The 24,963-nt window shown below is 37.5% G+C and carries 19 protein-coding genes and 1 pseudogene; 15 read left to right on the top strand and 5 right to left on the bottom strand.

Annotated features, from left to right (window positions below):
* The first annotated feature begins 250 nt into the window (after positions 1-250).
* The 8 genes from JOD14_RS09500 (at position 251) to JOD14_RS09465 (ending at position 12,159) form a co-directional block, all read left to right on the top strand.
* Complete coding sequence (locus tag JOD14_RS09500; RefSeq protein ID WP_204654591.1) at positions 251-1,108, top strand: PRD domain-containing protein; 858 nt, start codon at positions 251-253, stop codon at positions 1,106-1,108.
* A 97-nt stretch (positions 1,109-1,205) separates the two neighbouring features.
* Positions 1,206-2,645, top strand: coding sequence for a PTS transporter subunit EIIC (locus JOD14_RS09495; protein ID WP_204654590.1), 1,440 nt, complete (start codon positions 1,206-1,208; stop codon positions 2,643-2,645).
* Positions 2,617-3,390 carry a ChbG/HpnK family deacetylase gene (locus JOD14_RS09490; RefSeq protein WP_204654589.1) on the top strand — a complete coding sequence of 258 codons (774 nt, stop codon included), beginning with the start codon at positions 2,617-2,619 and terminating at the stop codon, positions 3,388-3,390. Before JOD14_RS09495 ends, JOD14_RS09490 begins: the two co-directional genes overlap by 29 nt.
* 30 nt (positions 3,391-3,420) lie before the next feature.
* Positions 3,421-4,149, top strand: a complete 729-nt coding sequence (locus JOD14_RS09485; RefSeq protein WP_204654588.1) for a DUF554 domain-containing protein — start codon at positions 3,421-3,423, stop codon at positions 4,147-4,149.
* Positions 4,150-4,829: 680 nt separating this feature from the next.
* Positions 4,830-5,744 carry a LysR family transcriptional regulator gene (locus JOD14_RS09480; protein WP_204654587.1) on the top strand — a complete coding sequence of 305 codons (915 nt, stop codon included), beginning with the start codon at positions 4,830-4,832 and terminating at the stop codon, positions 5,742-5,744.
* 80 nt (positions 5,745-5,824) lie between these two features.
* Positions 5,825-6,607, top strand: a complete 783-nt coding sequence (gene yghU / locus JOD14_RS09475; RefSeq protein WP_204654586.1) for a glutathione-dependent disulfide-bond oxidoreductase — start codon at positions 5,825-5,827, stop codon at positions 6,605-6,607.
* 296 nt (positions 6,608-6,903) lie between these two features.
* A complete protein-coding gene (locus tag JOD14_RS09470) occupies positions 6,904-8,835 on the top strand; it encodes an Eco57I restriction-modification methylase domain-containing protein (protein WP_204654585.1) in 1,932 nt (643 codons plus the stop codon).
* 3 nt (positions 8,836-8,838) lie between these two features.
* Complete coding sequence (locus JOD14_RS09465; RefSeq protein ID WP_204654584.1) at positions 8,839-12,159, top strand: DEAD/DEAH box helicase family protein; 3,321 nt, start codon at positions 8,839-8,841, stop codon at positions 12,157-12,159.
* A 43-nt stretch (positions 12,160-12,202) separates the two neighbouring features.
* Here JOD14_RS09465 and JOD14_RS09460 read toward each other — a convergent pair whose 3' ends face one another.
* On the bottom strand, positions 12,203-13,450 hold the full coding sequence (locus JOD14_RS09460) for an L-lactate MFS transporter (RefSeq protein WP_204654583.1): 1,248 nt from the start codon (positions 13,448-13,450) through the stop codon (positions 12,203-12,205).
* A 538-nt stretch (positions 13,451-13,988) separates the two neighbouring features.
* On the bottom strand, positions 13,989-16,166 hold the full coding sequence (locus JOD14_RS09455) for an alpha-galactosidase (protein ID WP_204654582.1): 2,178 nt from the start codon (positions 16,164-16,166) through the stop codon (positions 13,989-13,991).
* A 58-nt stretch (positions 16,167-16,224) separates the two neighbouring features.
* On the opposite strand from JOD14_RS09455, the gene JOD14_RS09450 reads away from it, so the two are divergent.
* Positions 16,225-17,046: an AraC family transcriptional regulator gene (locus tag JOD14_RS09450; RefSeq protein ID WP_204654581.1), complete on the top strand. Its 822-nt coding sequence runs from the start codon at positions 16,225-16,227 to the stop codon at positions 17,044-17,046.
* A 581-nt stretch (positions 17,047-17,627) separates the two neighbouring features.
* Here JOD14_RS09450 and JOD14_RS09445 read toward each other — a convergent pair.
* The gene (locus tag JOD14_RS09445; RefSeq protein ID WP_204654580.1) at positions 17,628-17,831 is read right to left on the bottom strand and encodes a hypothetical protein; all 204 of its coding nucleotides are present in this window, start codon (positions 17,829-17,831) and stop codon (positions 17,628-17,630) included.
* A 189-nt stretch (positions 17,832-18,020) separates the two neighbouring features.
* On the opposite strand from JOD14_RS09445, the gene JOD14_RS09440 reads away from it, so the two are divergent.
* Complete coding sequence (locus JOD14_RS09440; protein ID WP_204654579.1) at positions 18,021-18,413, top strand: hypothetical protein; 393 nt, start codon at positions 18,021-18,023, stop codon at positions 18,411-18,413.
* Between the two features lie 80 nt (positions 18,414-18,493).
* Here JOD14_RS09440 and JOD14_RS09435 read toward each other — a convergent pair.
* Positions 18,494-18,982, bottom strand: a pseudogene (locus JOD14_RS09435) (ATP-binding cassette domain-containing protein); the annotation flags it as partial.
* Positions 18,983-19,222: 240 nt separating this feature from the next.
* Here JOD14_RS09435 and JOD14_RS13630 point away from each other — a divergent pair.
* Positions 19,223-19,384 carry a hypothetical protein gene (locus JOD14_RS13630; protein WP_379962500.1) on the top strand — a complete coding sequence of 54 codons (162 nt, stop codon included), beginning with the start codon at positions 19,223-19,225 and terminating at the stop codon, positions 19,382-19,384.
* Positions 19,309-20,280: an IS3 family transposase gene (locus tag JOD14_RS09430; protein WP_420827553.1), complete on the top strand. Its 972-nt coding sequence runs from the start codon at positions 19,309-19,311 to the stop codon at positions 20,278-20,280. The genes JOD14_RS13630 and JOD14_RS09430 overlap by 76 nt, the downstream gene beginning before the upstream one ends.
* A gap of 228 nt (positions 20,281-20,508) precedes the next feature.
* Here the strand turns inward: JOD14_RS09430 and JOD14_RS09425 are convergent, their stop codons facing one another.
* Positions 20,509-21,540, bottom strand: coding sequence for a LacI family DNA-binding transcriptional regulator (locus JOD14_RS09425; RefSeq protein WP_204654578.1), 1,032 nt, complete (start codon positions 21,538-21,540; stop codon positions 20,509-20,511).
* A gap of 242 nt (positions 21,541-21,782) precedes the next feature.
* Here JOD14_RS09425 and JOD14_RS09420 point away from each other — a divergent pair, with 242 nt between their 5' ends.
* From JOD14_RS09420 to JOD14_RS09410, 3 genes are read left to right on the top strand one after another with little or no spacing between them, the layout of a single operon-like run.
* On the top strand, positions 21,783-23,189 hold the full coding sequence (locus JOD14_RS09420; RefSeq protein WP_204654577.1) for an L-fucose/L-arabinose isomerase family protein: 1,407 nt from the start codon (positions 21,783-21,785) through the stop codon (positions 23,187-23,189).
* 2 nt (positions 23,190-23,191) lie between these two features.
* Positions 23,192-24,028, top strand: a complete 837-nt coding sequence (locus JOD14_RS09415) for a transketolase (RefSeq protein WP_204654576.1) — start codon at positions 23,192-23,194, stop codon at positions 24,026-24,028.
* A complete protein-coding gene (locus JOD14_RS09410; protein ID WP_204654575.1) occupies positions 24,015-24,962 on the top strand; it encodes a transketolase C-terminal domain-containing protein in 948 nt (315 codons plus the stop codon). Before JOD14_RS09415 ends, JOD14_RS09410 begins: the two co-directional genes overlap by 14 nt.
* Position 24,963: the final 1 nt, after the last annotated feature.

Below are 24,963 nucleotides of genomic sequence, written 5' to 3'. Positions count from 1 at the left end.
CTGTTTTTTTGTTATACTTATCCATGCGTTAGTCCTTTTTTATTGGTCTTGGATAAGTCATCCTTGATTCAGTATAAAGGACTTTTTTGCGTCTGAATAGTAATAATAGCAATTTTTAGTGTGAAAAAATCTTTGCACCACTAGTGATCTTAATTGTAACCGAAGCTCGAGGGAAAGAATTAGAAAAACCATTGAGTTTTGGTCCAGTTGCAATCAAAGATGACTTGTTAACCATTCGTTAGGAGATAAAATGATTATTACACGTGTATTGAATAATAATACCATCGTTAGTTTAGATCAGTCAGGTGAAGAAATTGTTATTAAAGGCAAAGGGATTGCTTTTGGAAAGAAATCCGGCGATCCAGTTGATGAAGAGAAAGTTGAGAAAATTTTTCGACTCGATACAAAAGAAACCATTCGTCAATACCAAGAAATCATTATGGATATTCCAGATGATATTATTGAAGTAACAGAACGAATTATCGAAGATTTAAAAAAGAAAACGAATAAAAAAATCAATGATAAAATCTACATCACATTAACCGATCACATTTCAAATTTTTTAGAAAGAACGGCATTAGGGATTCAATTTGATAGCTCGCTTTTATGGAATGTTCAAGCGTTGTATCCAGAAGAATATCAATTAGCAACAGAAGCAGTAAACACGATTGCACATCATTTTGATCTAAAAGTGCCAAGAGAAGAAGCCAATTTTATTGCGGTGCATATTGTTAATTCAGAAATGGATGTTGAATTTCAAGAAACAGTAGGTATCACCAATACAATTACCGAAATGATGCAATTAATTGAAGCAAAATTTCCGATAATTGCTTTAGAGAGTGGTAGTTTAGATTATGCTCGCTTTGTACTACATCTACGTTTCTTATTACAAAGAATGATTCAAAATGGCACACTTCATTATGATAAAAGTTCACACATGGTTGCTTTGCTTTTAAAAGAATACCCGAAGCAAGCAGAAGTTGTTTCGCAAATCATTGACTTGTTAACGAAGAAATATCAGAAAGAAATCGAAGGCGAACGACTATTTTTATTAATACATATTGTTCGGTTGACTACCAAAGACAATCGGATGACAATAAATAACTAAACAAAGGAGGCCACTTTTTTTACTGGATAGTGACGGAGTAATATTCGGCTAGACCTTTTATTTTATTTAAAATGAATAAAATATGGAGGGAAAAGAGATGGATAAAAATCAAGAATTAGCACAGCGCATTTTAGAAAGTGTTGGGGGGCAAACGAACGTTTCGCAAGTCACGCACTGCATGACACGTCTACGGTTAAATTTAGTAGATGATAGTATTGTTGATACAAATGAAGTGAAGAAAATCCCTGGTGTCTTGGGTGTAAGTCAAAAGGGGGGACAATACCAAATTATTATTGGTCAAACGGTTCCTCATGTGTATGATGCATTTATGGGACAACTTGAAAAAAGTGGTATTACAGTTAGTCAGGACGAAAGCGAGCAAAAACAAGTTGAAAAAGAACCGTTTTCGTTAAAAAAATTAGGGAATGCGATTTTAGATGGTTTAGCGGGTAGCTTAACACCATTAATTCCAGCACTCGTCGCCGTTTCAATGTTTAAAATGGTGATAGCGGTATTTGGACCATCAATGTTAGGAGTTATAGCTGATGGGAGCCAACTCTACCAACTATTAACCATGGTTGGCGATGCAGGATTTTATTTCTTCCCAATTTTGCTAGGTTATACAGCAAGTAAAAAATTAGGAACCACCCCTGTTTTAGGGATGTTGTTAGGTGCTATTTTGGTTCACCCAACGTTAATTCAAATTGCGACAGAAGGTCAGGTGTTTTCTGTCTATGGAATTTCAGCAAGTGCTCAAAACTATTCGAATACAGTTATTCCAATTATTCTATCTGTTTGGGTAATGGTATATGTAGAAAAATTTTATAAAAAAATTGTCCCAACAACCTTAGCAACCGTTTTTTCACCAGCATTAGCTATTGCGACAATGTTACCGATTATGTTAATTGTTTTGGGTCCGATTGGCTTTCGATTAGGTGAGTATTTAAGCCGTTTCCTATTATCCTTAGATTCAGTTGCAGGGTTCTTAGCCGTCGCTGTTATTGCTGCTTTATGGCAATTCTTAGTTATGACCGGTATGCATTTATTGTTAATTACAACGATGATTACAGTATTTGCACAAAATGGACAAGAAGCATTAGTCTCGCCAGCAGCTATTGTCGCAAGTATTTGTGTTGCAGGTATGAGTCTAGGCTCTTTTCTTAGTTTACGTAAAAAAGACGAACGAGCGCTGGCTTTTTCTTTCTTAGTGGCTTCGTTTATTGGTGGCGTGACTGAACCAGCACTATATGGTTTAGGTGCTCGTTATAAAAAACCATTTATTGGATTAATTATTGGTGGTCTTGCTGGAGGAGTCTATGCAGGAATTACGGGTGTGACCACTTATGCGATGATTCCAGTTGCAAGTTTTATCGCAATGACGGCATTTTTTGGTGGAACAACGGCGAATACCATAAACGGGCTAATCGCTTGTGGTATAGGTTTTATAATTAGTGCAGGTGTCACATATGTCTTAGGTGTAAAAGAAACAAAAAAAGAGGTGGAATTAGTTGAGAAAAATACTGTTTCGAGCAGATGATTTAGGGTATTCTGAAGGAGTAAATTATGGAATTGAAAAATCAGTCAAAGAAGGACTGATTGGTAGCGTGGGTGTCATGTTAAATATGGCTGCTACTGAACATGGTGTTTCCTTATTGAAAAATGAGAAGATCGCTTTTGGTCAGCATACGAATATTTGTGTAGGCCAACCTTTAACGGATCCATTATTGATTCCATCGCTGGTTGATGAAGCAGGCTTTTTTAAATCATCAAAGACGTACCGTACTGCTGAAAAAGATTTTGTGGTGGTTGAAGAAGCGTTGCTAGAAATACAAAACCAATATAATCGCTTTATCGAATTATTTGGAAGAAAACCTGATTATTTTGAAGGACACGCGATTGCAAGTGATAATTTTTTTACAGCTTTAAAACAATTTTCGATCCAAGAAGGTTTAACTTATTCAGGGCTTCCTGAAAATACCAATCCGAATGCAATCGAAACGGGTTCTTTTACTTATATTAATCAGACGAAATCCTATCTAATTATGGAAAGTATGAAGCCTGATTATGACCCTTATCAAACATTAAGAAATTTAAGTACTCACCTGCACGAAGATGGTGTAAATATCTTTGTTTGCCATCCTGGCTATTTGGATGCTTATATTTTAAATCATTCTTCATTACTAATTCCACGAACACAAGAAGTAGAAATGTTGATTGATCCAAAAATAAAACAAGAGTTAATTGAACAAGAAATCGAATTAATTGATTACCGTTATTTTTAAATATATTTAATCAGAATAAGGAGTCCCACTATGCCAATTGGAATTATCATTAACAGCTTAGCAATCTTTATCGGAGGAATCGTTGGAGGGAATATCGGACATATCCTCCCGAATCGAATCAAGACCGAGATGAACCTCATTTTAGGTGTTGCTTCAATGACGATGGGGGTTTATGCCATTGCGCCGATGAAAAACATGCCCGCTGTGATTTTTTCGGTGGTGGTTGGAACAGCCCTTGGTTTGGTTTTTCGTTTAGGAAATAAAATGAATCAAGGGGCCTTATGGATGCAAAAGCCAATTGCGAAGTTGTTTTCAGGTGAACAAACGACGCTTTCACAGGAAGATTTCTTAAATCAACTCGTAACAATTATTGTGTTGTTTTGTGCGAGTGGGACGGGAATTTACGGGAGTCTTGATTTAGGAATGACCGGTGATAGCTCGGTACTCATTGCGAAATCTATTTTAGATTTCTTTACGGCGATGATTTTTGCGGCTCAATTAGGCTATGTTGTTTCGGTAATCGCCATTCCGCAATTTATGATTTTCTTCTTGTTGTTTCTAGGAGCAAAAATGATTTTCCCTTTGACGACACCGGCGATGATTTTAGATTTTAAAGCTTGTGGTGGTGTACTGATGTTAGCGACGGGTTTTCGTATCATCCAAGTAAAAATGTTCCCAGTAGCCGATATGATTCCAGCGATGATTTTGGCCATGCCTTTTAGTTGGGTGTGGGTGAATTGGATTATGCCACTACTGTAAGATTTGTTATAAAAGAAAAAAACGTCATTCATTCAATGAGTGGTGTTTTTTTTGTGTAATGAAAGAAAAAAATGAGTCATGGTGTTTAGTAAGAAATAGAAGCTCAAGCTTGCACACAAAATTTGCATGAGTGATTTGCGCGCTGAAACTCCGATTGCTAAAAGCAAACAAATTAAAATTAAGCAAACGCATGATTTACAGTTTGCGATAGACAAAAGAAATGATAGAGACAAGCGCAAAACAAAAAGCGGTAAAATACAGTTCATAGAATAGACTAAGTAACATAATTAATAACCCGATGTACTGTATACGAAGTAACATTTTAGCCGACATTGAAAACTCTCCCTCTGACAGAATGTTTTATGGTATCATAGCTATAAACAAAAACAATTATGAGATATAAAAATTATTAATTATCTGTTTTTTTTATTTCGTGGTATGGTTAGAAGCAACCAATGCAACCAATCAATAAACATGCAATGAAGGCTAAAGAGGTGAAAACGATGACCAAGCGCAAAAATGTCAAACAATTTAATCACATGTGCAACATGATGGCGATGTGTCATCATGTTCTTTGGCAACCGATTAGATAAAGACAAAATCTGATTTTTGCGAAAGGACTCGATGCTTTTTTTATCGGGACCTTTCTTTTTTTTTACGAAATAAGAGGAGGGGCTTACATGAATATCCAACAATGTCGTTATGTCGTTGCGATTGCTAAGGCTGGTAGTTTTAGTGAAGCGGCCAAGCAACTTTACGTTACGCAACCAAGTTTATCAAGTGCAGTAAAAGATCTCGAAGAAGAGTTAGCCGTTCAATTGTTTATCCGCTCAAAATCGGGCGTAAACTTAACGGAAGAAGGCGTGGATTTTTTAGTTTATGCCAATCGTATTTTAGATCAAGTCGATTTATTAGAAACTCATTTTCAAGCCAATTATAAAAAAGATTTTACGATTACGACTCAACGGTATGATTTTTTATCTCAACCTTTTTTAAAAGTGATGCATCAATTTAAAGAAGAATATCAGAATTTTCATTTAGTGGAAACAACCACACTAAAAAATATCGAAAGCGTACGTGATTTTAAAAGTGAGTTAGGGATCTTATATTTAAACAAAGATAACCGTCGTGTTTTAGAACGTTATTTTCAACAAGAAGAGTTGGACTTTGAACCACTCGGGCAATTTCAAACGCAAATTTTTTTAAAGAAAGATCATCCGCTGGCATTTAAAAAAATTATTTATCCCCAAGAATTACTCAACTATCCCCAAGTTCGTTTTAGCCAAGAAGATCAAACGGCCGCCGTTTTTAATGAAGACCCAATTGAAGCCTTTGATCATCAACCGGTAATGTATACCAATGACCGCGGGACCTTAATGAATCTGTTGTGCGAATCCGATGCCTATGCTTCTGGCTTAGGGATTGTGGATAGTTTTATCAATGAACATATTGTGCTAAGACCATTAGCAGACGCCACCACTCATACGTTAGGCATTATTACAAATAAAAAGCGAAAATTAACTCCGATTGCTAAAAAATTTATTGAAGAAGTCAAAGAAACGTTAGCGAACCGAGACAATGGAACGCTGACTTAAAAACACCATATCTTTGTGAATTTGTTGGGAAAGGGTTATACTAAAAAGTGTAATAAATCAAGAAGTAAGGAGAGGGTTACATGTCAGAATACAAAATTCCAAAAGTTTGGGAATGGCACGAAGCAGTGAAACGCACCGGCAATCGTCCGGATGCCGGCAGTCGTTTTGAACAAAGATTACCGGTTGGGACGGCGCCCTTACAAGTTTATTCACTAGGCACGCCCAATGGTATGAAAGTCACTATTCTATTGGAAGAATTAAAAGAAGCTGGTGTGAATGAAGCAGCTTACGATTTATATAAAATTGATATTGGCAAAGGCGATCAATTTGGCAGTGATTTTGTTGCGATTAATCCAAATTCAAAAATTCCCGCGTTAATGGATTACTCTGGTGAAGAACCGGTGCGTGTCTTTGAATCGGTTTCAATTTTGGTTTATTTAGCGGATAAATTTCATCAATTTTTACCAACCGACTTTGCGAAACGGACTGAAGCGATGAATTGGCTTTTTTGGCAAACAGGTGCCGCTCCTTTTGTTGGTGGTGGTTTTGGCCACTTTTACCATTACGCTCCTGAAGCACAAGAATACCCAATTAACCGTTACACCATGGAAACAAAGCGTCAACTAGACGTGTTAAATCAACAACTGGCTGATAAATCATACGTCACAGGAGATGACTATTCGATTGTTGACATGGCGCTTTGGCCTTGGTATGGTCGTTTAGTGCAAGGAGAGTTATATGGCGGTTCCGCTGAGTTTTTAAGTGTGCAAGAATACCCACATGTGATTGCTTGGGCCAATCGTGTGGCAAAGCGTCCCGCGGTGATTCGAGCATTAGCCGCGGATTATCAGGCGATTGAGTAGAAGAATAAATGAGAAAAATGCGTGATTCAATCATCCTTGTTAGGATTGAATCACGCATTTTCTATTTAAGTATAAATAAAAAACCAACGGATCTACAGCTGCGTTAGCAAAAAAAAGGATGAGCGATACTTGCTATTATTTTACAGAATATACACAATTGTTATTTTAATTTTTTTGCTTGGTATTGTTTGTTTTTATTCCAAGTAAATATGGTAAAATTGAACTATAAACCTAGAAGGATCACTTTAAGACTGTTTATTTTTTCTAGTGAATAAAAGAATAAGGAGTATTAAATCATGAATGAGTCTGTCTTTGAAGAACAAGTAAATGATACGGAAGACAAGCTGTTGCGAAATACCCCTGAACTACTAAAAATTTTACTACGTGACCGTACAACGAATAAAAATATCATCTGGGCCACAAGCACTTATGAACGCTATGGCAAAGGCTATGGCGTAAAGGATCCCATTAAGCTCCAATCCATCATGGATAAAAATGCGAGCTTTGTTAAACCGCGCACTGGCAAACGAACTTATCAACAAAAAGAGCGCACCAAAGGACGGGCAGAAGTCTTTACGCCAACTTGGATTGTGGCGTTACAAAATCAAGTAATTGAGCAAGAGTTTCAAGAATTGCCGTTAGAAGAATATATCGCCAAAACTTGGTTAGAACTTACTTGTGGCGAAGCGCCGTATATGGTTAATCGTTATGATGCAGTGACGGGTGAGGGGGTACCAATAAAGGAACGAGTTGGTTTTGTCGATCGAAAATTACAAAGAATTAATGCTGAAATTGTTGATGAGAAAACTTGGCTGAAAATGGTCGATAAAGCGTATCAAGCGAGTTATGGGTACGAATTTCAAGGGGATTCGCTACTCATCGCTCGTGAGAATTTGCTTTATACCTTTATTGATTACTACCAAGAAAAATTTGGGAAACGGCCGGAATTAAAATTACAAAAAAACATCGCAACGATTATTAGCCATAATGTTTTTCAAATGGATGGCTTACAAAAAACGGTTCCATATACCGAAGTCGATTTTGAATTAAATGTGGTTGAGCAATTAGATTTATTTGGCGAAAGCTCCCCAGAAGAACAGTTGACACTCGCTACACCAGGTACACCTGTAAAGATAAAGAATTGGCAGACAAAAAAAGTTTGGGAATTTCAAATGTTAGGAGGAACTGGAATGAAGTTTGATGTTGTGATTGGGAATCCACCTTATCAGGAGGAAGCAAAAGGTGATAGTTCAAAAGATATGCCTGTTTATCATAAGTTTATAGATGAATCATACAAAATTGGAGGAAAGGTTTTGTTAATTACTCCTGCGCGGTATTTGTCAAATGCTGGAGCTACTCCTAAAAATTGGAATGAAAAAATGTTGAATGATGAACATTTAAAAATTACTTATTTTGAACAAGACAGTTCGAAGATTTTTCCAGGTACGGATATAAAAGGCGGTCTTGCTGTTACATACCATGATGAAGAAAAAAATTTTGGAGCAATTGAAGTGTTTACACCATTTTTAGAGCTACATTCTATTCTTCGTAAAGTCATGTCTGTGAATAATTTCCAATCATTTTCCGATATTGTAACTAACCGAGGAGCGTATAGATATTCAGATAGTATTTATATAGAATATCCAGAAGACATGAAAAAAGTATCTGATAGACGATTAGCTTCTAATGCTTTTCGGAAATTGCCTGATTTGTTTCATGATGAAATTCCAAACGATGAACACGAATATATTCAAATTTATGGTCGATACAATAATGAACGTGTGTATAAATGGTTTAGAAAGGACTTCATGAATGAGCCTGATAATTTTTATAAATTTAAAATTATCCTCCCGAAAGCAAACGGATCAGGGGCGATAGGAGAAGTCCTTTCTACCCCCTTAATCGGTACCCCCTTAATCGGTACCCCCTTAATCGGTTATACTGAAACGTTTATCGGAATTGGAACATTCGATACCGAATTAGAAGCGAGTGCGGCTTTAAAATATCTGAAATCAAAGTTTGCTAGAGCGATGTTAGGAATTTTGAAAATTACACAGGATAACACTAAAGCAACTTGGGCGAAAGTCCCTCTCCAAGATTTCACTACGAATTCTGACATTGATTGGTCACAATCGATTGCTGAAATTGACCAACAACTCTATGCGAAATATGGGTTAGATGAAGCAGAAATTACGTTCATCGAATCCAAAGTGAAGGAGATGGAATAAAATATGGCGATTACCATTAATCCAAAACGCGTGATTAAACCCACGATTTATGCTTATGTTACACCAACCAATACCGCAAAAGAAGGTTGGATTAAAATTGGTTACACCGACCGTGACGCAGATACACGGATTCACGAGCAGACGCATACCGCTGGGATTGAAGCGAAAAAGCTATGGGCCTATGAAGCGCGTTATAACGGTGGCGGCTATTTTTCTGACCGAGATTTCCATCAATTTTTAACTAAGAATGGGGTGCGTCGTAATAAAGGTACGGAGTGGTTTTTCTTTAATGGCGACCCAGATCGTGCACAAGCATTGTATCGGGAATATGTCTTTAAAGATTATAGGAAAATTCAAAAAGAGCAAAAAAATTCTTATCAATTACGTGAAGAACAAGCCAAAGCAGTTGAAAAAACACTCGCCTATTTAGAGGGGAATCCAAGTGGCGAATTCTTATGGAATGCGAAACCCCGTTTTGGAAAAACATTAACAGCGTATGATTTAGTGCGGAAAATGGATGCGTTTAATGTGTTAGTAGTCACGAATCGGCCAGCGATTGCCAATTCTTGGTATGACGATTTCGCCCAGTTTATTGCTTGGCAAACAGATTTTAAATTTATTAGCGAATCGGATTCTTTAAAAGATCGTTCACCATTGACCAGAGCGCAATACCTAGACTTGATTGGAACGAATGACGAAATCAGGCAAATTGCTTTTGTCAGTTTACAAGATTTAAAAGGCTCGAAGTACTTTGGCGGTGGCTACGAGAAGTTAGATTGGGTAGCCAAAACCTCTTGGGATATTTTGATTATCGATGAAGCGCACGAAGGAGTCGATACGTTGAAAACGGACGTCGCTTTTGAGCAAGTGAAACGTCAATTTACGCTCCATCTTTCTGGTACACCATTTAAGGCGCTTGCGAAAGGGCAGTTTAATGAAGCGCAAATTTTTAACTGGTCTTATGCCGATGAGCAACTGGTGAAAGAAGAGTGGTGTGGGGAAGAAAATAATCCATATGAGAGTCTCCCGAAACTAAACCTCTTTACCTATCAGATGTCTTCGATGATTGCTGATGAAATCAATCATGGACTATTATTAACAGAAGATAATTATTTAGAATTTGCTTTTGACTTAAATGAATTTTTTGCGACCAATGAGGCGGGAGAATTTATCCATGAAAAAGAAGTCCGCAAATGGTTAGATACGCTCACAAGAAATGAAAAATATCCTTTTTCAACACCAGCATTACGAAATGAATTAAAACATACCTTCTGGTTATTAAATCGAGTTGCGAGTGCCAAGGCGCTACAACGACTTTTAAAAAATCACCCGGTCTTTGAAAATTATGAGATTATTTTAGCAGCAGGTGACGGCAAATCAGAAATTGATGATGTTGCAGCCAATGAGAGTTCGCTCAAAAGGGTACGAGCAGCGATTAAAGAGCATGAGAAAACCATTACCCTTTCAGTTGGTCAGTTGACGACGGGCGTTACGATTCCTGAATGGACGGCTGTGATGATGTTAAGTAACGTTCAATCGCCAGCACTTTACATGCAAGCGGCTTTTCGGGCTCAAAATCCTTATGTTTGGACGGAGCAAGTTGCTAGCGAAGAAGTTCGTTATCAAAAGCAAAATGCCTATGTTTTTGATTTTGCACCAGAACGAACGTTAATTATTTTTGATGAATTCGCGAATAATTTATCCACGAAAACCGCAGCCGGTGGAGGGACAACGAGTGACCGTGAAGCAAATATCAAAGAATTATTGAATTTTTTCCCAGTCATCGGGGAAGATTCCGCTGGGCAGATGGTAGCTCTCGATGCGGCACAAGTCCTAAGTATTCCTCGGACGATTAAAGCCAGTGAAGTGGTAAAACGAGGGTTCATGAGCAATTTTTTATTTGCCAATATTGCTGGTATTTTTCGTGCACCACAAGCGGCATTAGATATTTTAGACAATCTCGATTATGTCGCTCAAGGAAAAATAACGAAAGCTAAAGACAAAGCTTCAATTGATACCCAAGGGATTGAGGTAGATGAAGCAGGGCAGGTAATGGTTGAAAATGAAATTATTATCAATCGTTCAGCAGCTGTTTTTGGGGAGAAACAATTTGAATCCTCAGTGATTGATTCAATACTTGAAGAAACCTTTGACGAAGAGGGAGTAACTAGTCAGCCGGCACTAAATAGACTGGCTAAAAATATTGGTCAAACAGTCGTGGAAGGGATGCAACCGCAACTCCAAAGATTGAAAAATGATTATGAGATGACGACAACGGCTTTAAATCGAGTTGAGAAACAAACGGAAGCGAAAATCCAAACCACCGTTGCAAAAGCCAATGCAGAGTTTCTAATTGCAAAAGCCCATTTAGAAAATAAACAGCAAGAAAATCTGGCGAAAGCAACAACTGAAGAAATGCGTCAAACGGTTGAAGCAGATTTTCATGAGCAAGTTGCACAGGCGACTCAAACGTATACCAAAGAAATTCATAAACAAGTAGATGAGATGATTGCAATCGCTCAAAAAGACATCATTGAAGAACAAGAACGTAAAAAAATAACCCGTAATAAAAATCAAGTCGAAGAAGAAATCCGTGGTCGCCTACGTTATTTTGCGCGTGCTATTCCAAGTTTTATTATGGCTTATGGTGATGGAAGTTTAACCTTAGCAAATTTTGAGGAATACACGCCAGCGGATGTTTTTTTAGAAGTGACAAAAATCACTGTTGAGCAGTTTTTATTTTTACGCGATGGTGGGGATTATGAAGAAAATGGGGAGACGCGCCACTTTAAAGGGCAACTTTTTGATGAAGTGGTTTTTAATGAATCCGTTCAAGAGTTTCTTCGAAAAAAAGAAGCGTTAGCAGATTATTTTGAAGAACAAACCGAAGATATATTTGACTATATTCCACCTCAAAAAACCAACCAAATTTATACGCCAAAATGGGTAGTCAAAAAAATGGTCGATGATTTAGAACGTGAAAATCCAGGTATCTATGATGATTCTAGTAAAACATTTGCGGACCTCTATATGAAATCGGGCTTATACATTACTGAAATTGTTAAAAAACTTTATAATAGTCCAGTAATTCAACAAGAATTTCCGGACAAGAATCAACGAATTAAGCATATTTTAGAAAATCAAGTTTATGGTTTTGCCCCAACTGAAATCATTTACAAAATTGCGATGAACTTTATTTTTGGTAAAGTTGATTCAAGTGTACGTCGAACGAATTTTGTTCAAGAAGATACCGTTCCGTATGCAAAAACTGGTACGTTATCAAAACTCGTCGATCATTATTTCGGAAAAGCAGAAGAAAGATAAAGAAAAACCTCGAATTTTTATCGAGGTTTTTTCTTTATTTTTTTTACCCATTCTTCCCAATCTCTCGGCGAATTGCCAATGATAACACGAACGCTACCGCAGATAACCCAGAGAAAACAAGCATTGCGGTGGCATAAGAACCAGAAGCGTCCGTAATGGTTGAAAGTAATACCGGACCGACCATCCCAGCAAGTGCCCAGGCAGTTAAAACGTAACCATGAATGGCTGCCACTGCTTTGCTACCAAAAATATCACTAATATAAGCAGGAACGGCTGAGAAACCACCACCATAACAAGTGATAATTAAAAACAGCAAGACATTAAATAAAAGCGGAGAACTGGTAAAGTATAGACCAATAAACGCTGCGACATTCACTGTAAAAAACGTCGTAAAGACATTTGGACGTCCAATATAATCTGAAATCGTTGCCCAAACAAAGCGTCCGCCACCATTGAAAAGACCCATGATTGCGACCATTGTTGCCGCTGCTGCTGCGGATATCCCTGTTGATTTTTGCGCCAGTGGGGAAGCAGCAGAAATTAAAGCGATTCCACAAGTGATGTTAATAAATAACATAATCCAAAGCATCCAAAAACGTTTGGTCTTAACGGCTTCATTTGCTGAAAACTCAGGTTCATCCACCGCAAATTCTTCGTTTGTTGGCTGTTTTTCTTTAAAGCCATCAGGTGTCCAACCTACAGGCGGTTTTTCTAAATATTGAGCGGATAAGAACATGATTGTAAAGAAGGCTGCTCCTAAGATATAAAAGGTTTTTGATAAACCGACTGTTGCCATTAATGCTTCTGCAATTGGTGTAATGACTAAAGTCGCAAAACCAAAGCCCATAATCGCCATCCCAGTTGCGAGTCCACGGCGGTCAGGGAACCAAGCCATCATAGTAGAAACAGGTGTCACATAACCCGTTCCAAGTCCAATTCCCCCAATTAAACCATAGCTCAAGTAAAGCATTGGTAAAGATTCCATGCTAATTGCCAGTCCGGTTAAAGCAATTCCTGAACCAAAGAAAATGGAAGAAATAGTTCCAGTAATGCGCGGCCCATATTTGTCCGTCAAGTGCCCCATAAAAGCTGCTGAAAAGCCTAAACAAAAAATTGCTAAGCTAAAAGCGAATGAAATTTGGCTATCAGACCAATTCACGAGTGCTTGAATTGGGTTTGTGTAAATACTCCAAGCGTAAGCGGAACCAATTGACAAGTGAAAAATAACCCCAGTCAGGGCGATTAACCATCTGTTCTTAATTTTTACGCTTTGTTGTGAAACGTTTTCCATTGAATTCTCTCCTTTATTGTTACTCCTCACCGCCTTAGTATACCTGATTAAAAAAAATATGGAATAGGAATGTGAAGGAATTCATCAATTTATTACGAATAAAAGAGCCTCCTTTTTTTAAATAATGACTTGTTATTTAATGTGAAACCAACTGTCTTTTGGAAACGTTTTAAAGATAAAGAGATACCTTTGAAAAAACGCGTAACAATAAGAGGCTTTATTCATTTAAAATGATGTTTGTTTTTTTATTTATTTCTTTGAAAGGATAAATTCAATCGAAAAAATTTGAGAGCGATTACTAAAAAAGAGTAATTGAACAAAGAAATGCGTTTTCAGCAGGCTGTTGCAAAATGTAGAAATCGTGATTTTCTTTACAAAAACAAATAACCATCGCTGACTCAAAATCGCTAAAATAAAAGCAGCTGATTAAACAAAAAAAGTAGCAATAATGACTTTGTTAAAAGCAACGGGGCATAAGATGGCAAAAAGAACGACCCGCTTTTTTATCCGGCAGATCGTTCTTTTTGAAAAGGGTGGGTTATTGTTTTTTCCAATGAAAAACTTGTGTATGAAAATCTCTTTTCACTCGTGGGATTAAAACACCGGCTTGATTTAATTCGGCACCGCTAAAAGCTTCATTTGTTGCTAAGTCAAGATAAGTTGCTGCCGGATCCAGGTAACGCATTTTTAAATATTTCGTTGGCATCGCTGGTCGGGAAAGGCCGTTAAAATAAATGGCAATGGCTTCTTCTTCGTTGGTAAATAACCAGGCACTCGCAAAGTAAGCATCGGGCGCTTGCAAACGATAAAATTGCCCAAATTGGAAGAGTTGGCGGTGTTTTTGATAAAAAGCAATTTGTTGTTGCACTTCCGCTAATTCTTCAGGCGATAACGTCTCAAAATCAAGTTCATAGCCAAAGTTTCCGCTCATCGCCATCCATCCTCGCGTCTCTAGTGGGGTTAAGCGACCAACTTGATGATTCGGCGCACTTGAGACGTGGGCGCCCATCATAATTGGCGGATATAAGTAACTGTAACCATACTGAATAACGCTGCGACAAAGCGCGTCAGAGTTATCGCTGGTCCATGTTTGGGGCATGTAATACATCATACCAGGGTCAAAACGTCCGCCCCCACTCGAGCAGTTTTCAAATAAACAGTGTGGGTATTGTGTAGTTAATGTTTCGAGTATACGGTACAAGCCTAGCACATAACGATGGCTAATTTCTTTTTGCTGTGGTGTGTTGAAAAATAAATTGCCGACTTCGGTTAAGTGGCGATTCATATCCCATTTAATGTAGTCGATTTGCCCGGTGGCTAAGTGATCACCGAGGACCGCAATTAAGTAATCTTGGACAGCTGGTTGGCTTAAATCAAGGACAAGTTGGCGTCGGCCTTCGGTTAAAGGGTAATTCGGTACTTGCAAGGCCCAATCAGGATGGGCTTTGAAAAGGTCACTTTGCTTTGAAACCATTTCAGGTTCAAACCATAAACCAAATTTCATTCCTAAACGATGCACTTCTTTGGCAAGGCCTTCAATCCCGTGTGGTAATTTTTCTTGATTGACAAACCAGTCTCCTAAAGAAGAATCATCGTGATTGCGTTTGCCAAACCAACCATCATCTAAGACGAATAATTCAATGCCTAAAGAAGCGGCTTTTTTGGCTTGAGCAATGAGCTTTTCTTCAGATAAATCAAAATAATTGCCTTCCCATGTATTTAATAAAATCGGGCGCGCTTCTTTTTGCCAAGTAGGCGCAATTAAATGTTGTTGATACACTTGGTGAAAAGTTTGTGATAGCCCATTAAAACCGGCATTCGAATAATTTAAGACGACTTCAGGTGTGTAAAAATGCGTATTCGGTGCTAATTGCCACTCAAAGTGATCAGGATGAATCCCCATTTGTACACGTGTCGTACCGTATTGTTCAAGCTCTACTTGCGCAATGAAATTTCCGCTATAAACAAAATGAAACGCATAGACACTTCCTTGAAATTCAGAAGTGGTCGGCTCAACTAGCGCTAAAAAAGGTTGATGCTGCGGGCTACTCGTCCCACGGGTGCTTTCAATTTTTTGAATGCCTGGTCGGATTTTTTGTCGATTCAAATTGGCTTCGTTGGTATGTGAGCCATCTAACGTTAAAAAGTCAAATTCGCAATCAGACAAGTCAAGCAACATCGAACCAGCATTTTCTAATGCAACGGTTTGGCTCCCGTTATTTGTATAAACCACCCGGCGTGTAATCATCGGATAATTTTCAAACAACGTGTAAATTAAACGCATTTCCAGTTGTTGAATGGTATCTTTTAAGACGATTTCAAGCGTTTCAGCGTCATCCGTTGTCGCACGTAAACTTGGCAGTCCAGGAATCGCTTCTTTGCCTTTTTTTATTTGGTAAGAATCATATAAAAAATTTGTCACGGTATGATTTTTACTATTGCGAATTTGATAATTTGCCACTCGGTGATCGCCATTGCCTTGCGTACTTGTTTCTAGCGGCAAAGCATTTAAAGAAAAAGTTCGTTCTTCTGGAAAAGGATTCGTCGCAAACCCTCGGTCAACCATTTGCAGAGCATTGCTACCATGGTAAGTAGGCAGTTTTTCTCCCCAATAACGGTGAGTGAGGTACGCTTCTTTTTCAATTCCGATGATATAACTCATCGTTTGGTTACGTAAATGAAAACATTGCTGAATCGGGTCAAATTGGATTGGCATAAAAAATCGCTCCTTTTTTTAAAAAATTCGTTATACTAAGCATAGGGGAGGAAAAGCGATGAAACAAGACGAAATTATTGATAGAAATAGGATAAAATTGCGCGCACTTTTGTCCCATGTTTTTACGTTTGAAAGTACGGAGCAACTACCAACGATTAAAGGTTTCGGCTTTGATCAATCACCCAAAGAATATTACTGGGACGCCGAAAAAAGACAAGGTTCCTATATTGTTTTTCAGTATACTTTAAGTGGTACCGGTTATTTGGCAACCAATCAAAAAATCTATGAGTTAAAAGAAGGCATCTTTTTTTTAGCGGAACTACCGAATGCCTTCACTTATTATCGTGGCGAAGAAGAGTGGAGTTTTATTTACATCGAATTTTCCAAAGAGTTTTTCCAATGGCTGCCCTCACCACTTCAAATCGGTCATTGTCCAAAAGAAAAAGTCGAAGCAATGTTTACCAAGTTGAAGCAATTGGCACAAGCGCCCCCGGATGTGTATACGAATTCGCGTTTGGCTTATGATTTCTTTTTGACGATCAAAGAGGCATTGGAAACCAAACCGTCAATGAATGAGCAAATCAAAGACTACTTAGAAAATCACTACAAAAAAAGCCCAACGCTAGATGAAGTAAGTGATTATTTCCAACTTTCCAAATATAAAATGATTCGTCAATTTGAAAAAGAGTACCAGCAGACGCCAATTAATTATTTGAACAATTACCGAATTATCCAATCTCTGCGCTACTTAAAAGAAGAGATGACGATTAAAGAAATTGCCGCAGCCGTTGGGTTTTCTGATTATAATTATTTTTCGCGTGTGTTTAAAAAAGCAATGGGCCTGACGCCAAGTGCATATCGTAAAGAAGTTTTAAAATGATTTTTGGTGAAAAAACGTTAATGATTTGATTTGCTAAATAAATATCTTTATAAGTGCCGATAGAAATCAAATAAATAATAGCTATTTTGAATCACGCTTACAAAAAATTAGTCTTTAAGTAATGCCTACTGAACAATTGCCAAATATTCATAACGTACCCAATTTCATTTCTAAGCGCCGCTCACCTACGAGAATTCATTGGCTTTGACGTAGCCGTTCGAACGTTAGTGAGTTACGGATGCGGGACAAGGTTGAGCGTCAGCGAAACGTTGTTCATTTTTCCTGAAGTCTCTCAGCTTTCGAGCTTCAAACGGAAAGCTAGTTGCTAAAGCACCAAGCTTCCGTAATTCACATCGAATCTTTTGACACGGCTCCGGCGCCAATGAGCTACGTGAACCTAGTAATATATCCGTAACTCCCTTTGGTCGAACGGCTCTAATATCTCTTCTGTTCGCTAGTCTGGATGGACCTAACAACAGATGCATAAAAAACTTTATTTAACAAAAGAAAAGGATTGCAAATAAGGATTTTTTGAATTTGCATAACGGCTTTTTCAGCACTAAAGCCATATTCTTCTTGAATTAGTAAGGCACCCAAAGCCATTCGTAAAAATTACGCAATATTGTCTTTTTTATTAAGAGATTTTTCAGCCTATTTTTTTCTAGCTCTATCCAAGTAATACGAGCCATTTTTTTAATCCAGCGATTTTCAGGGGTATTTTTTAAACTAACAAGTTGATCAAAATCTGCACAAGGAAGTTGCTGGTAAATTTGTGGTTTATACATTAGAAGCATCCAATATTGATAAAAGTGCACGGTTTTCCGTGTTCTACCGTTAAAAGTCTTGTACTTGTTATATAAAATATCGAGCTCAAATACCATTATTTAATGTTTTTTATTTAATCAGCAGGTAGCCTATAACAAAGAATGTTACAATGAATCATAATATAAAAAACGATTTCTAGGAGGACGCGCATGTTTCAATATGAGAATTACTTGTTAGAAAAAGATCATTTAAGTTTTGAGGAAGCCTTAGAAATTTATACCCAATTACTCAATCAAATGGATTTTGAGGATGAGGATATGGCTGAATTGTTTCAAGACGTCGTGGAAGCGGCGATGAAATACGTTACGATGCGCAATGCTTGGTTGACTTTTTCAAACGAAGAAAAAAAGGAAAAAGATCCAAGTCGGACAAGCTTGCACAACGCTTATATGGCCACGCTTACCCCACTGTATCGTTATATGGGCATAAAAGAACGCGAGGTGGCTTGGTACGAACAATTAGTAAAAGGCGATGCACCGAGAAAACGTCTAGGTGATTTTGCCGGCTATTTTGTCTGCTTTAATGGTTTAGTGACGCGCTAGAATAGAGAAAAAGTAATTTCGAATTGCTCTCTATGCAAAAAGCCAAGAACAAAAAAACTGTTCTTGGCTTTTTAGCATAGTGGATCAAGTCCGTTTGTTGGCTCATCAAGAACAAGATACTGTGGGTCACCAAGTAATGCACTAGCAAGTCCAAGACGCTGCCCTTCTCCGAGCGATAACGTACCGAGCTTTGAAAATCTTTTTTCATATAGCTCAGTCATTTTTAAAACTTCATCTATGCGGCTCTTCGTAATTTGATTACTTAATGCGACTATTTTTAGATGTGTATTGATAGTTCGAGATGGAACACCACCAAGACCATCAAATACAGCACCTACGTCACGCAAAGGTCTGTCAAACTCCATATATCTTTTTCCGCCAAATGTAGCAATACCAGAGAGAGGATAGTCAAGTCCAAGTAAAATCCTTAGCGTTGAACTTTTTCCTGCTCCATTCGGACCAAGAAAAGCGATGATTTCTCCCTGTGTTGCTTTAAAAGAAACATCATTTAAAATATTCTTGTTCCGGTGCTTCTTACATAGGTTTTCTATTACAATATCGTTCAATATACCACCTCCTAAATTACATCTCTTTGTATGCTCTAAAGTAAAGATAACAAATCACAATAAATAGGCGATATAATGCTAGTATAAAACTTGAGACAACTTTTGAGAGAGTGTAAAATACACTAGAAGAAGAAAGGTTGTTGTCAAATGTCTAAAAGATATACAGATGAATTTAAACAAAATATTCTTGAGTGACACCAAAAAGGAATAAAAACAGCTAGAGAACTATCTAACGAAAACGGTGTGGGTTACTCTACAATTCACAAATGGGTACGAGCAACGACGCCACATCCGATTACCAATGTGACACCCGAACAGCCCATGACTGAATTGAAGCGGATGAAAGAGTTGGAAGAAGAAGTAGAAATATTAAAAAAAGCGTTGGGGCTATTCGCGCGGAGATAAGCTCCCTCTATCAATTTATCCGCGATCAAAGCAAGGCTAAGAATCATAACGTTTCAACACTCTGCCGTGTTTTAAAGGTGAATCGGGCATCTTATTATCGTTGGTTATCTCCAAAAATAAGTAAACGTTCAATCGAAAACGAAGACCTTGAGGAAAGAATTTCAAATATTTATCACAATGAAGGTGAGCGTGTCTACGGTGCTTGTAAAATTCATTCTTCTTTAAAAAAAGAGTTAGAAAAAATCGGGCGAATTTGCAGTATCAAAAGAGTTCAAAGAATCATGCGCAAGTTAAACTTAAGATCCATTACTCGAAAAAAATGGAAGCCAACCATCACATCAAAAGGTAAGGTTGAAGACAGAGAAAACCTGTTAAATCAAGATTTTTCAACAACCGCATTAAACCAAAAGTGGGTGACTGATATCACATATATTGAAACAAAAAAAGATGGTTGGTGTTATTTATCAACAATCTTGGATTTACACTCAAAGAGAATAATCGGTTATTCATTTGGCAAAAAAATGGATACAGATTTAGTTCTTCGGACATTAGAAGATGCGCTGAACAACAGGGAAATCAATTCAAAACTAATTTTACATAGTGATTTAGGATCGCAATATACATCAAAAGCCTATGAAAAAGCACTAAAATTAAATAACATTCAACATTCTTTCTCTCGAAAAGGATGCCCTTATGATAATGCGGGGATTGAATCTTTCCATGCAAGCCTGAAGAAAGAGCGAGTTTATCAACAAGAGGTCTATCCAGATTTTGAAACAGCAAAACTTGATATTTTTGACTATGTTTTTCGGTTTTATAATCGCAAGAGAATACACGGCTCAATCGGCTATTTGACACCCGTTAGATTTGAGGAGCTGATTAATGACGCCGCCTAAAACCCAGTCACTATCCACTTTTTGTCGAACAATTTCATGGGTTTTTCCTCTCATTGTTTGATTCGAGTGTCAAGCGGTCTGGGCTTGACACTTGAATCAAACAATGAGAAATTCCATGAATGAAATTATTCGACAAATCTCTCGTATAAACTGTCTCAAATATTGACATTGATCCAAAAAAAATCACGCCATTTTTCGAAACGTATTTCGAAAGTGGCGTGATTTTTTTTATGAGTGGTTTAGATTTCGGGTAGAATCGCGAATTACTAATTGTGTATTAAAAAAAATTTGCTGTTTGACAAGTGTGGGGTCTTCATTTGTTCGTTCAATTAAACTGACTGCTTCTTTAGCAATCGCAGCAATGGGTACGTGAACCGTGGTCAGTTCAGGCGAAGTCACACGAGATTCTGGAATATCATCAAAACCAATAATCGAAACATCTTCAGGAACACGAATTCCGTGCTTATTCAATGTTTTTAAAACACTAATTGCAATATAGTCATCTTCACAAAAAATGGCTGTTACACTTTTGACAAAGTCGAGAAATTTTTCAACTTCTTTTTCGACAGCCTTAATTTCCATACCGGGAAGATAATATTTTGGTAATTTATCTGGGTTTTGACCATGGCGTTTAAGTGCATCTTTAAATCCTCGGCGACGATCATAGAAATTGTTGATTCTAGGAGTTCCCTTAATATATCCGATTTTTTCATGTTTCATTTTTAGCAGGTATTCTGCGGCGCTGTGACCACCAAGGTAGTTATTCATCGTAATTGTCGTACAATTTGTACTACTGCTCTCAGTATCTAAAATAACAAGGTTTTTAAAATTAGTTCCATTAGCGAGATGTGCAGAGGTTAAGTTGGTTCCTAATAAGATGATACCATCACTTGGTTGTTTATCCTCAAGTTTTTGTAAGGTAGCAAATAATTGCTCTTTTGGTAAGTTATTTGTAGTGAGTGTATAGTTTTTTGCCGTAATTTCTGTACTTAAACAAGAAAGTAACTCACTAAAAAAAGGTAATTGTTGGTAATGTGTTGGAATTACATCTGCATTTGTACAGGCAACAAAGCGGATTTTCAATGTTTTTTCATTTTTTACTGATTTCGTATGTTTACGTAAAGGTACGTAATTGTTTTCTTTAGCCACTGCCAATACATGGGCACGGGTCTTTTCACTTACACCACTCTTTCCATTTAGAGCAAGTGACGCAGCAGATTTAGAAACGTTTGCTAAACGAGCGATATCCTCTAATTTCATTATGATCATCCTCCAAAATGAATGTAACATTTTTATATAAAATAATCAATTAGTTTAGTTGGGATAATAGTTTTAAATACCTAAAAGTAAAAATAAACCGTTACCATCTAATATTTTCCTCTTAGTTTAGTAAAATAAGAGGAAAATAAAAAATAAATTTAGTTTTAATCTTGTCCGGTTTAAATTTCGATGCTATGCTTCAAGTGTAGAAAGTGCTTACAGAAAATAATGAGGTGAACAGAATGGATAAAGTAAGAATTGGCTTTGCACCGACTAGACGAAATCTGTTTAGTGCAGATGCAGCGATTGAATATGCAAATTTAACTAGAGAAAAAATGGATGAATTAGGAATTGAATACGTTGATATTTTAGATATTAATGAAGATGGATTACTTTATGACGATGAAGGTGTTGAAAAAATTGCTGAAAAATTTAAAGCGGCAAAAATTGATGGCTTATTTTTAGCAAATGAAAACTTCGGAACAGAGTATGCCTGTGCACGCTTAGCTAAGAAGTTAGATGTTCCAGTTTTATTGTGGGGGCCAAAAGATGAGACACCTGCGCTGGATGGCTCACGATTACGCGATACACAGTGTGGCTTATTTGCAATTGGAAAAGTATTACGACGTTTCAAAGTTCCATTTACATATATCAAAAATTCAGATATTGATTCACCTGAATTTGCTCGTGGGTTGCTTGATTTTATTAAGGTTTGTAACGTGGTTAAAACTTTTAAAGCGACACGAATTTTACAAGTGGGACCAAGACCGTTTGATTTTTGGTCAGTCATTTGTAATGAAGGAGAATTATTAGAACGTTTCAATATTTCACTATCTCCCGTGCCGTTACAAGAACTGGTAAAGGAAATCGATCGTGTGAAAGAAAACCGTGCACAAGAAGTGGCGGGTGTCATCGATTATTTCCATAAGAATACTGAAGTTCAAATTTCAGACCGTGATTTAGAAATGATTGCTGCATTGAAAGTTGCCTTGCAAAGTTTATGTGAGCAATATGGATGTAACGCAGGTGTTTTACAGTGTTGGACAGCACTACAAGACGAAATTGGTATTTTACCATATGCTTCCTTATCACTATTACAAGATGAGGGTATTCCATTTGTTTGTGAAACGGATGTGCATGGCGCAATTTCAGAATTATTAATTGAAGCAGCCTCATTGGGTGAACATCGTGCAATTTTTGCAGATGTAAACTGCCGCCATCCAGAAAACGAAAATGGTGAATTGTTACAGCATTTAGGTGTATTTGCTTATTCAACAGCAGAAACGAAACCGATTTTACCACAACGTCACTTTGTCTTTGATTATCCTGGTTCAGTTGCTTTTAAAGCGATTGACGATGAATATACTTTATGTCGTTTTGATGGCGACAATGGTGAATACTCCCTATTAATGGGAACGGCGAAATCAATTGAAGGACCATACAATCAAGGGACGTATCTATATCTAGAATTTGAAAACTTAAACCGATTAGAATTCAAATTAGTTGAAGGACCATATATTCATCATGTTGCTGCAGTACGTAAAAATGTGGTACCTATTTTATATGAAGCTTGTAAATATTTAGGTATTACCCCTGATTTTTATGATCCGATTGAAGAAGATGTTCAAGCATATTTGAGAGGAGAATAAATATGGAAATCATAAATTTAAAACGAAAGTCGATTGAATTGAGAAAAGAAATTTTCCAAATGATATATCAAGGAAAAGCTGGACATACAGGATCTGATTTATCATGCATCGATGTGCTCGTGACATTGTATTATCGTATTATGAATATTTCGCCAACTAAACCAGAGATGGTGAATCGGGACCAATATATTCAAAGTAAAGGGCATGCTGCAGAAGCGCTATGGGCCGTTTTAGCAGATAAGGGATTTTTTCCTAAAGAAGAGTTGGCGACGTTTTCTCAGTATGGTTCTCGGTTAATCGGACATCCGAATAATGAAGTAGCAGGTGTTGAAATGAATACAGGTTCTCTCGGACATGGATTACCTGTTTCAGTCGGGATTGCATTGGCTGGAAAATTGAACCAACAAAGCTATCAAACGTACACCTTACTTGGTGACGGTGAATTAGCAGAAGGGTCTGTTTGGGAGGGGGCAATGGCAGCTGCTCATTATGGCTTAGATAATTTGACTGCAATCATTGACCGAAATGGACTACAAATTAGTGGCCCTTCAGAAGATGTGATGGCTGTTGAAAATCTAGCGGGAAAATGGCGCGCATTTGGTTGGGATGTGCATGAAGTTGATGGACATGACTTTGATGCGTTAATTCAAGTGTTTGAACAACCACATCAAGAAGGAAAACCCAAAATGATTATTGCGCATACAATTAAAGGAAATGGGTATTCACAGTCTAAAAACAAAATTGATTGGCATCACAAAGTTCCGACACAAGAACAATTAGAACAAGCTTTTGTAGAACTAGATGCACAGATGGAGGTGTTGAACAGTGGAGAAAAATAAAATCGCAAATCGTCAAGCAATGTGCGAAGTGTTAATTGAAGAAGGAAAGAAAAATCAAGACCTTCTTGTTTTGACAAGTGATTCACGAGGTTCGGCTTCGTTGGCTGGGTTCGCAAAAGAGTTACCTAAACAATTAGTCGAAGTCGGAATTGCGGAACAAAACATTGTCAGTATCGCGGCTGGTCTTGCTCATATGGGGAAACGACCATTCGTTGCTTCTCCTGCGTGCTTCTTAAGTATGCGGAGTATTGAACAAATTAAAGTGGATGTTTCCTATTCCAACAAAAATGTAAAACTTGTTGGTATTAGTGGAGGCGTTAGTTACGGTGCATTAGGAATGAGCCACCACTCACTTCAAGATTTTGCGGTGACTCGTGCCATTCCGAATTTACAGGTTCTCGTTCCAGCAGATCGTTTTGAAACGATGAAAATGTTTGAAGCTCTCGCACATTCAGATCAACCTGCTTACATCCGACTTGGACGAAATCCTGTCGAAGATTGCTATGAGAATAGTGAGTATTCATTTGCAATTGGAAAAGCAGTAGAAATGTTAGAAGGGGATCAATTAACCTTTATTGCAACGGGTGAAACGGTTCGTCAAGCGATGAACGCGTCTGAAATTCTAAAAGAAAAAGGGATTTCTGCAGGTGTTTTAAATGTTCATACTTTAAAGCCGTTTGATGAAGACGCAGTTAAAACACTTGCGCGAAAAACGAAACGAGTAATTACTGTTGAAGAACATAGTATCCATAATGGGCTTGGAGCAGCAGTTGCAGAAACCTTAGCGGAAGAAACAAATGTTTTCCAAAAAATTATTGCCTTTCCAGATGAGGCCTTGGTTACAGGATCTAGTCCAGAGCTTTTTCGTCACTATGGCTTAGATGGTGATTCACTTGCAAAAACTGCTGAAGAACTGTTAAGAGGCGGTGACTAGC

The organism is Enterococcus lemanii, from assembly GCF_016909125.1.
In the GTDB taxonomy this organism is placed as follows: domain Bacteria; phylum Bacillota; class Bacilli; order Lactobacillales; family Enterococcaceae; genus Enterococcus_I; species Enterococcus_I lemanii.
This window is presented reverse-complemented; position numbering and strand designations above follow the sequence as displayed.

Bases quoted from the DNA above. Each gene is read 5' to 3' on its own strand.
- JOD14_RS09500 (WP_204654591.1), top strand. From the start codon at position 251: ATGATTATTACACGTGTATTGAATAATAATACCATCGTTAGTTTAGAT.
- JOD14_RS09495 (WP_204654590.1), top strand. From the start codon at position 1,206: ATGGATAAAAATCAAGAATTAGCACAGCGCATTTTAGAAAGTGTTGGG.
- JOD14_RS09485 (WP_204654588.1), top strand. From the start codon at position 3,421: ATGCCAATTGGAATTATCATTAACAGCTTAGCAATCTTTATCGGAGGA.
- JOD14_RS09480 (WP_204654587.1), top strand. From the start codon at position 4,830: ATGAATATCCAACAATGTCGTTATGTCGTTGCGATTGCTAAGGCTGGT.
- yghU (WP_204654586.1), top strand. From the start codon at position 5,825: ATGTCAGAATACAAAATTCCAAAAGTTTGGGAATGGCACGAAGCAGTG.
- JOD14_RS09470 (WP_204654585.1), top strand. From the start codon at position 6,904: ATGAATGAGTCTGTCTTTGAAGAACAAGTAAATGATACGGAAGACAAG.
- JOD14_RS09465 (WP_204654584.1), top strand. From the start codon at position 8,839: ATGGCGATTACCATTAATCCAAAACGCGTGATTAAACCCACGATTTAT.
- JOD14_RS09460 (WP_204654583.1), bottom strand. From the start codon at position 13,450: ATGGAAAACGTTTCACAACAAAGCGTAAAAATTAAGAACAGATGGTTA.
- JOD14_RS09455 (WP_204654582.1), bottom strand. From the start codon at position 16,166: ATGCCAATCCAATTTGACCCGATTCAGCAATGTTTTCATTTACGTAAC.
- JOD14_RS09450 (WP_204654581.1), top strand. From the start codon at position 16,225: ATGAAACAAGACGAAATTATTGATAGAAATAGGATAAAATTGCGCGCA.
- JOD14_RS09445 (WP_204654580.1), bottom strand. From the start codon at position 17,831: ATGTATAAACCACAAATTTACCAGCAACTTCCTTGTGCAGATTTTGAT.
- JOD14_RS09440 (WP_204654579.1), top strand. From the start codon at position 18,021: ATGTTTCAATATGAGAATTACTTGTTAGAAAAAGATCATTTAAGTTTT.
- JOD14_RS09425 (WP_204654578.1), bottom strand. From the start codon at position 21,540: ATGAAATTAGAGGATATCGCTCGTTTAGCAAACGTTTCTAAATCTGCT.
- JOD14_RS09420 (WP_204654577.1), top strand. From the start codon at position 21,783: ATGGATAAAGTAAGAATTGGCTTTGCACCGACTAGACGAAATCTGTTT.
- JOD14_RS09415 (WP_204654576.1), top strand. From the start codon at position 23,192: ATGGAAATCATAAATTTAAAACGAAAGTCGATTGAATTGAGAAAAGAA.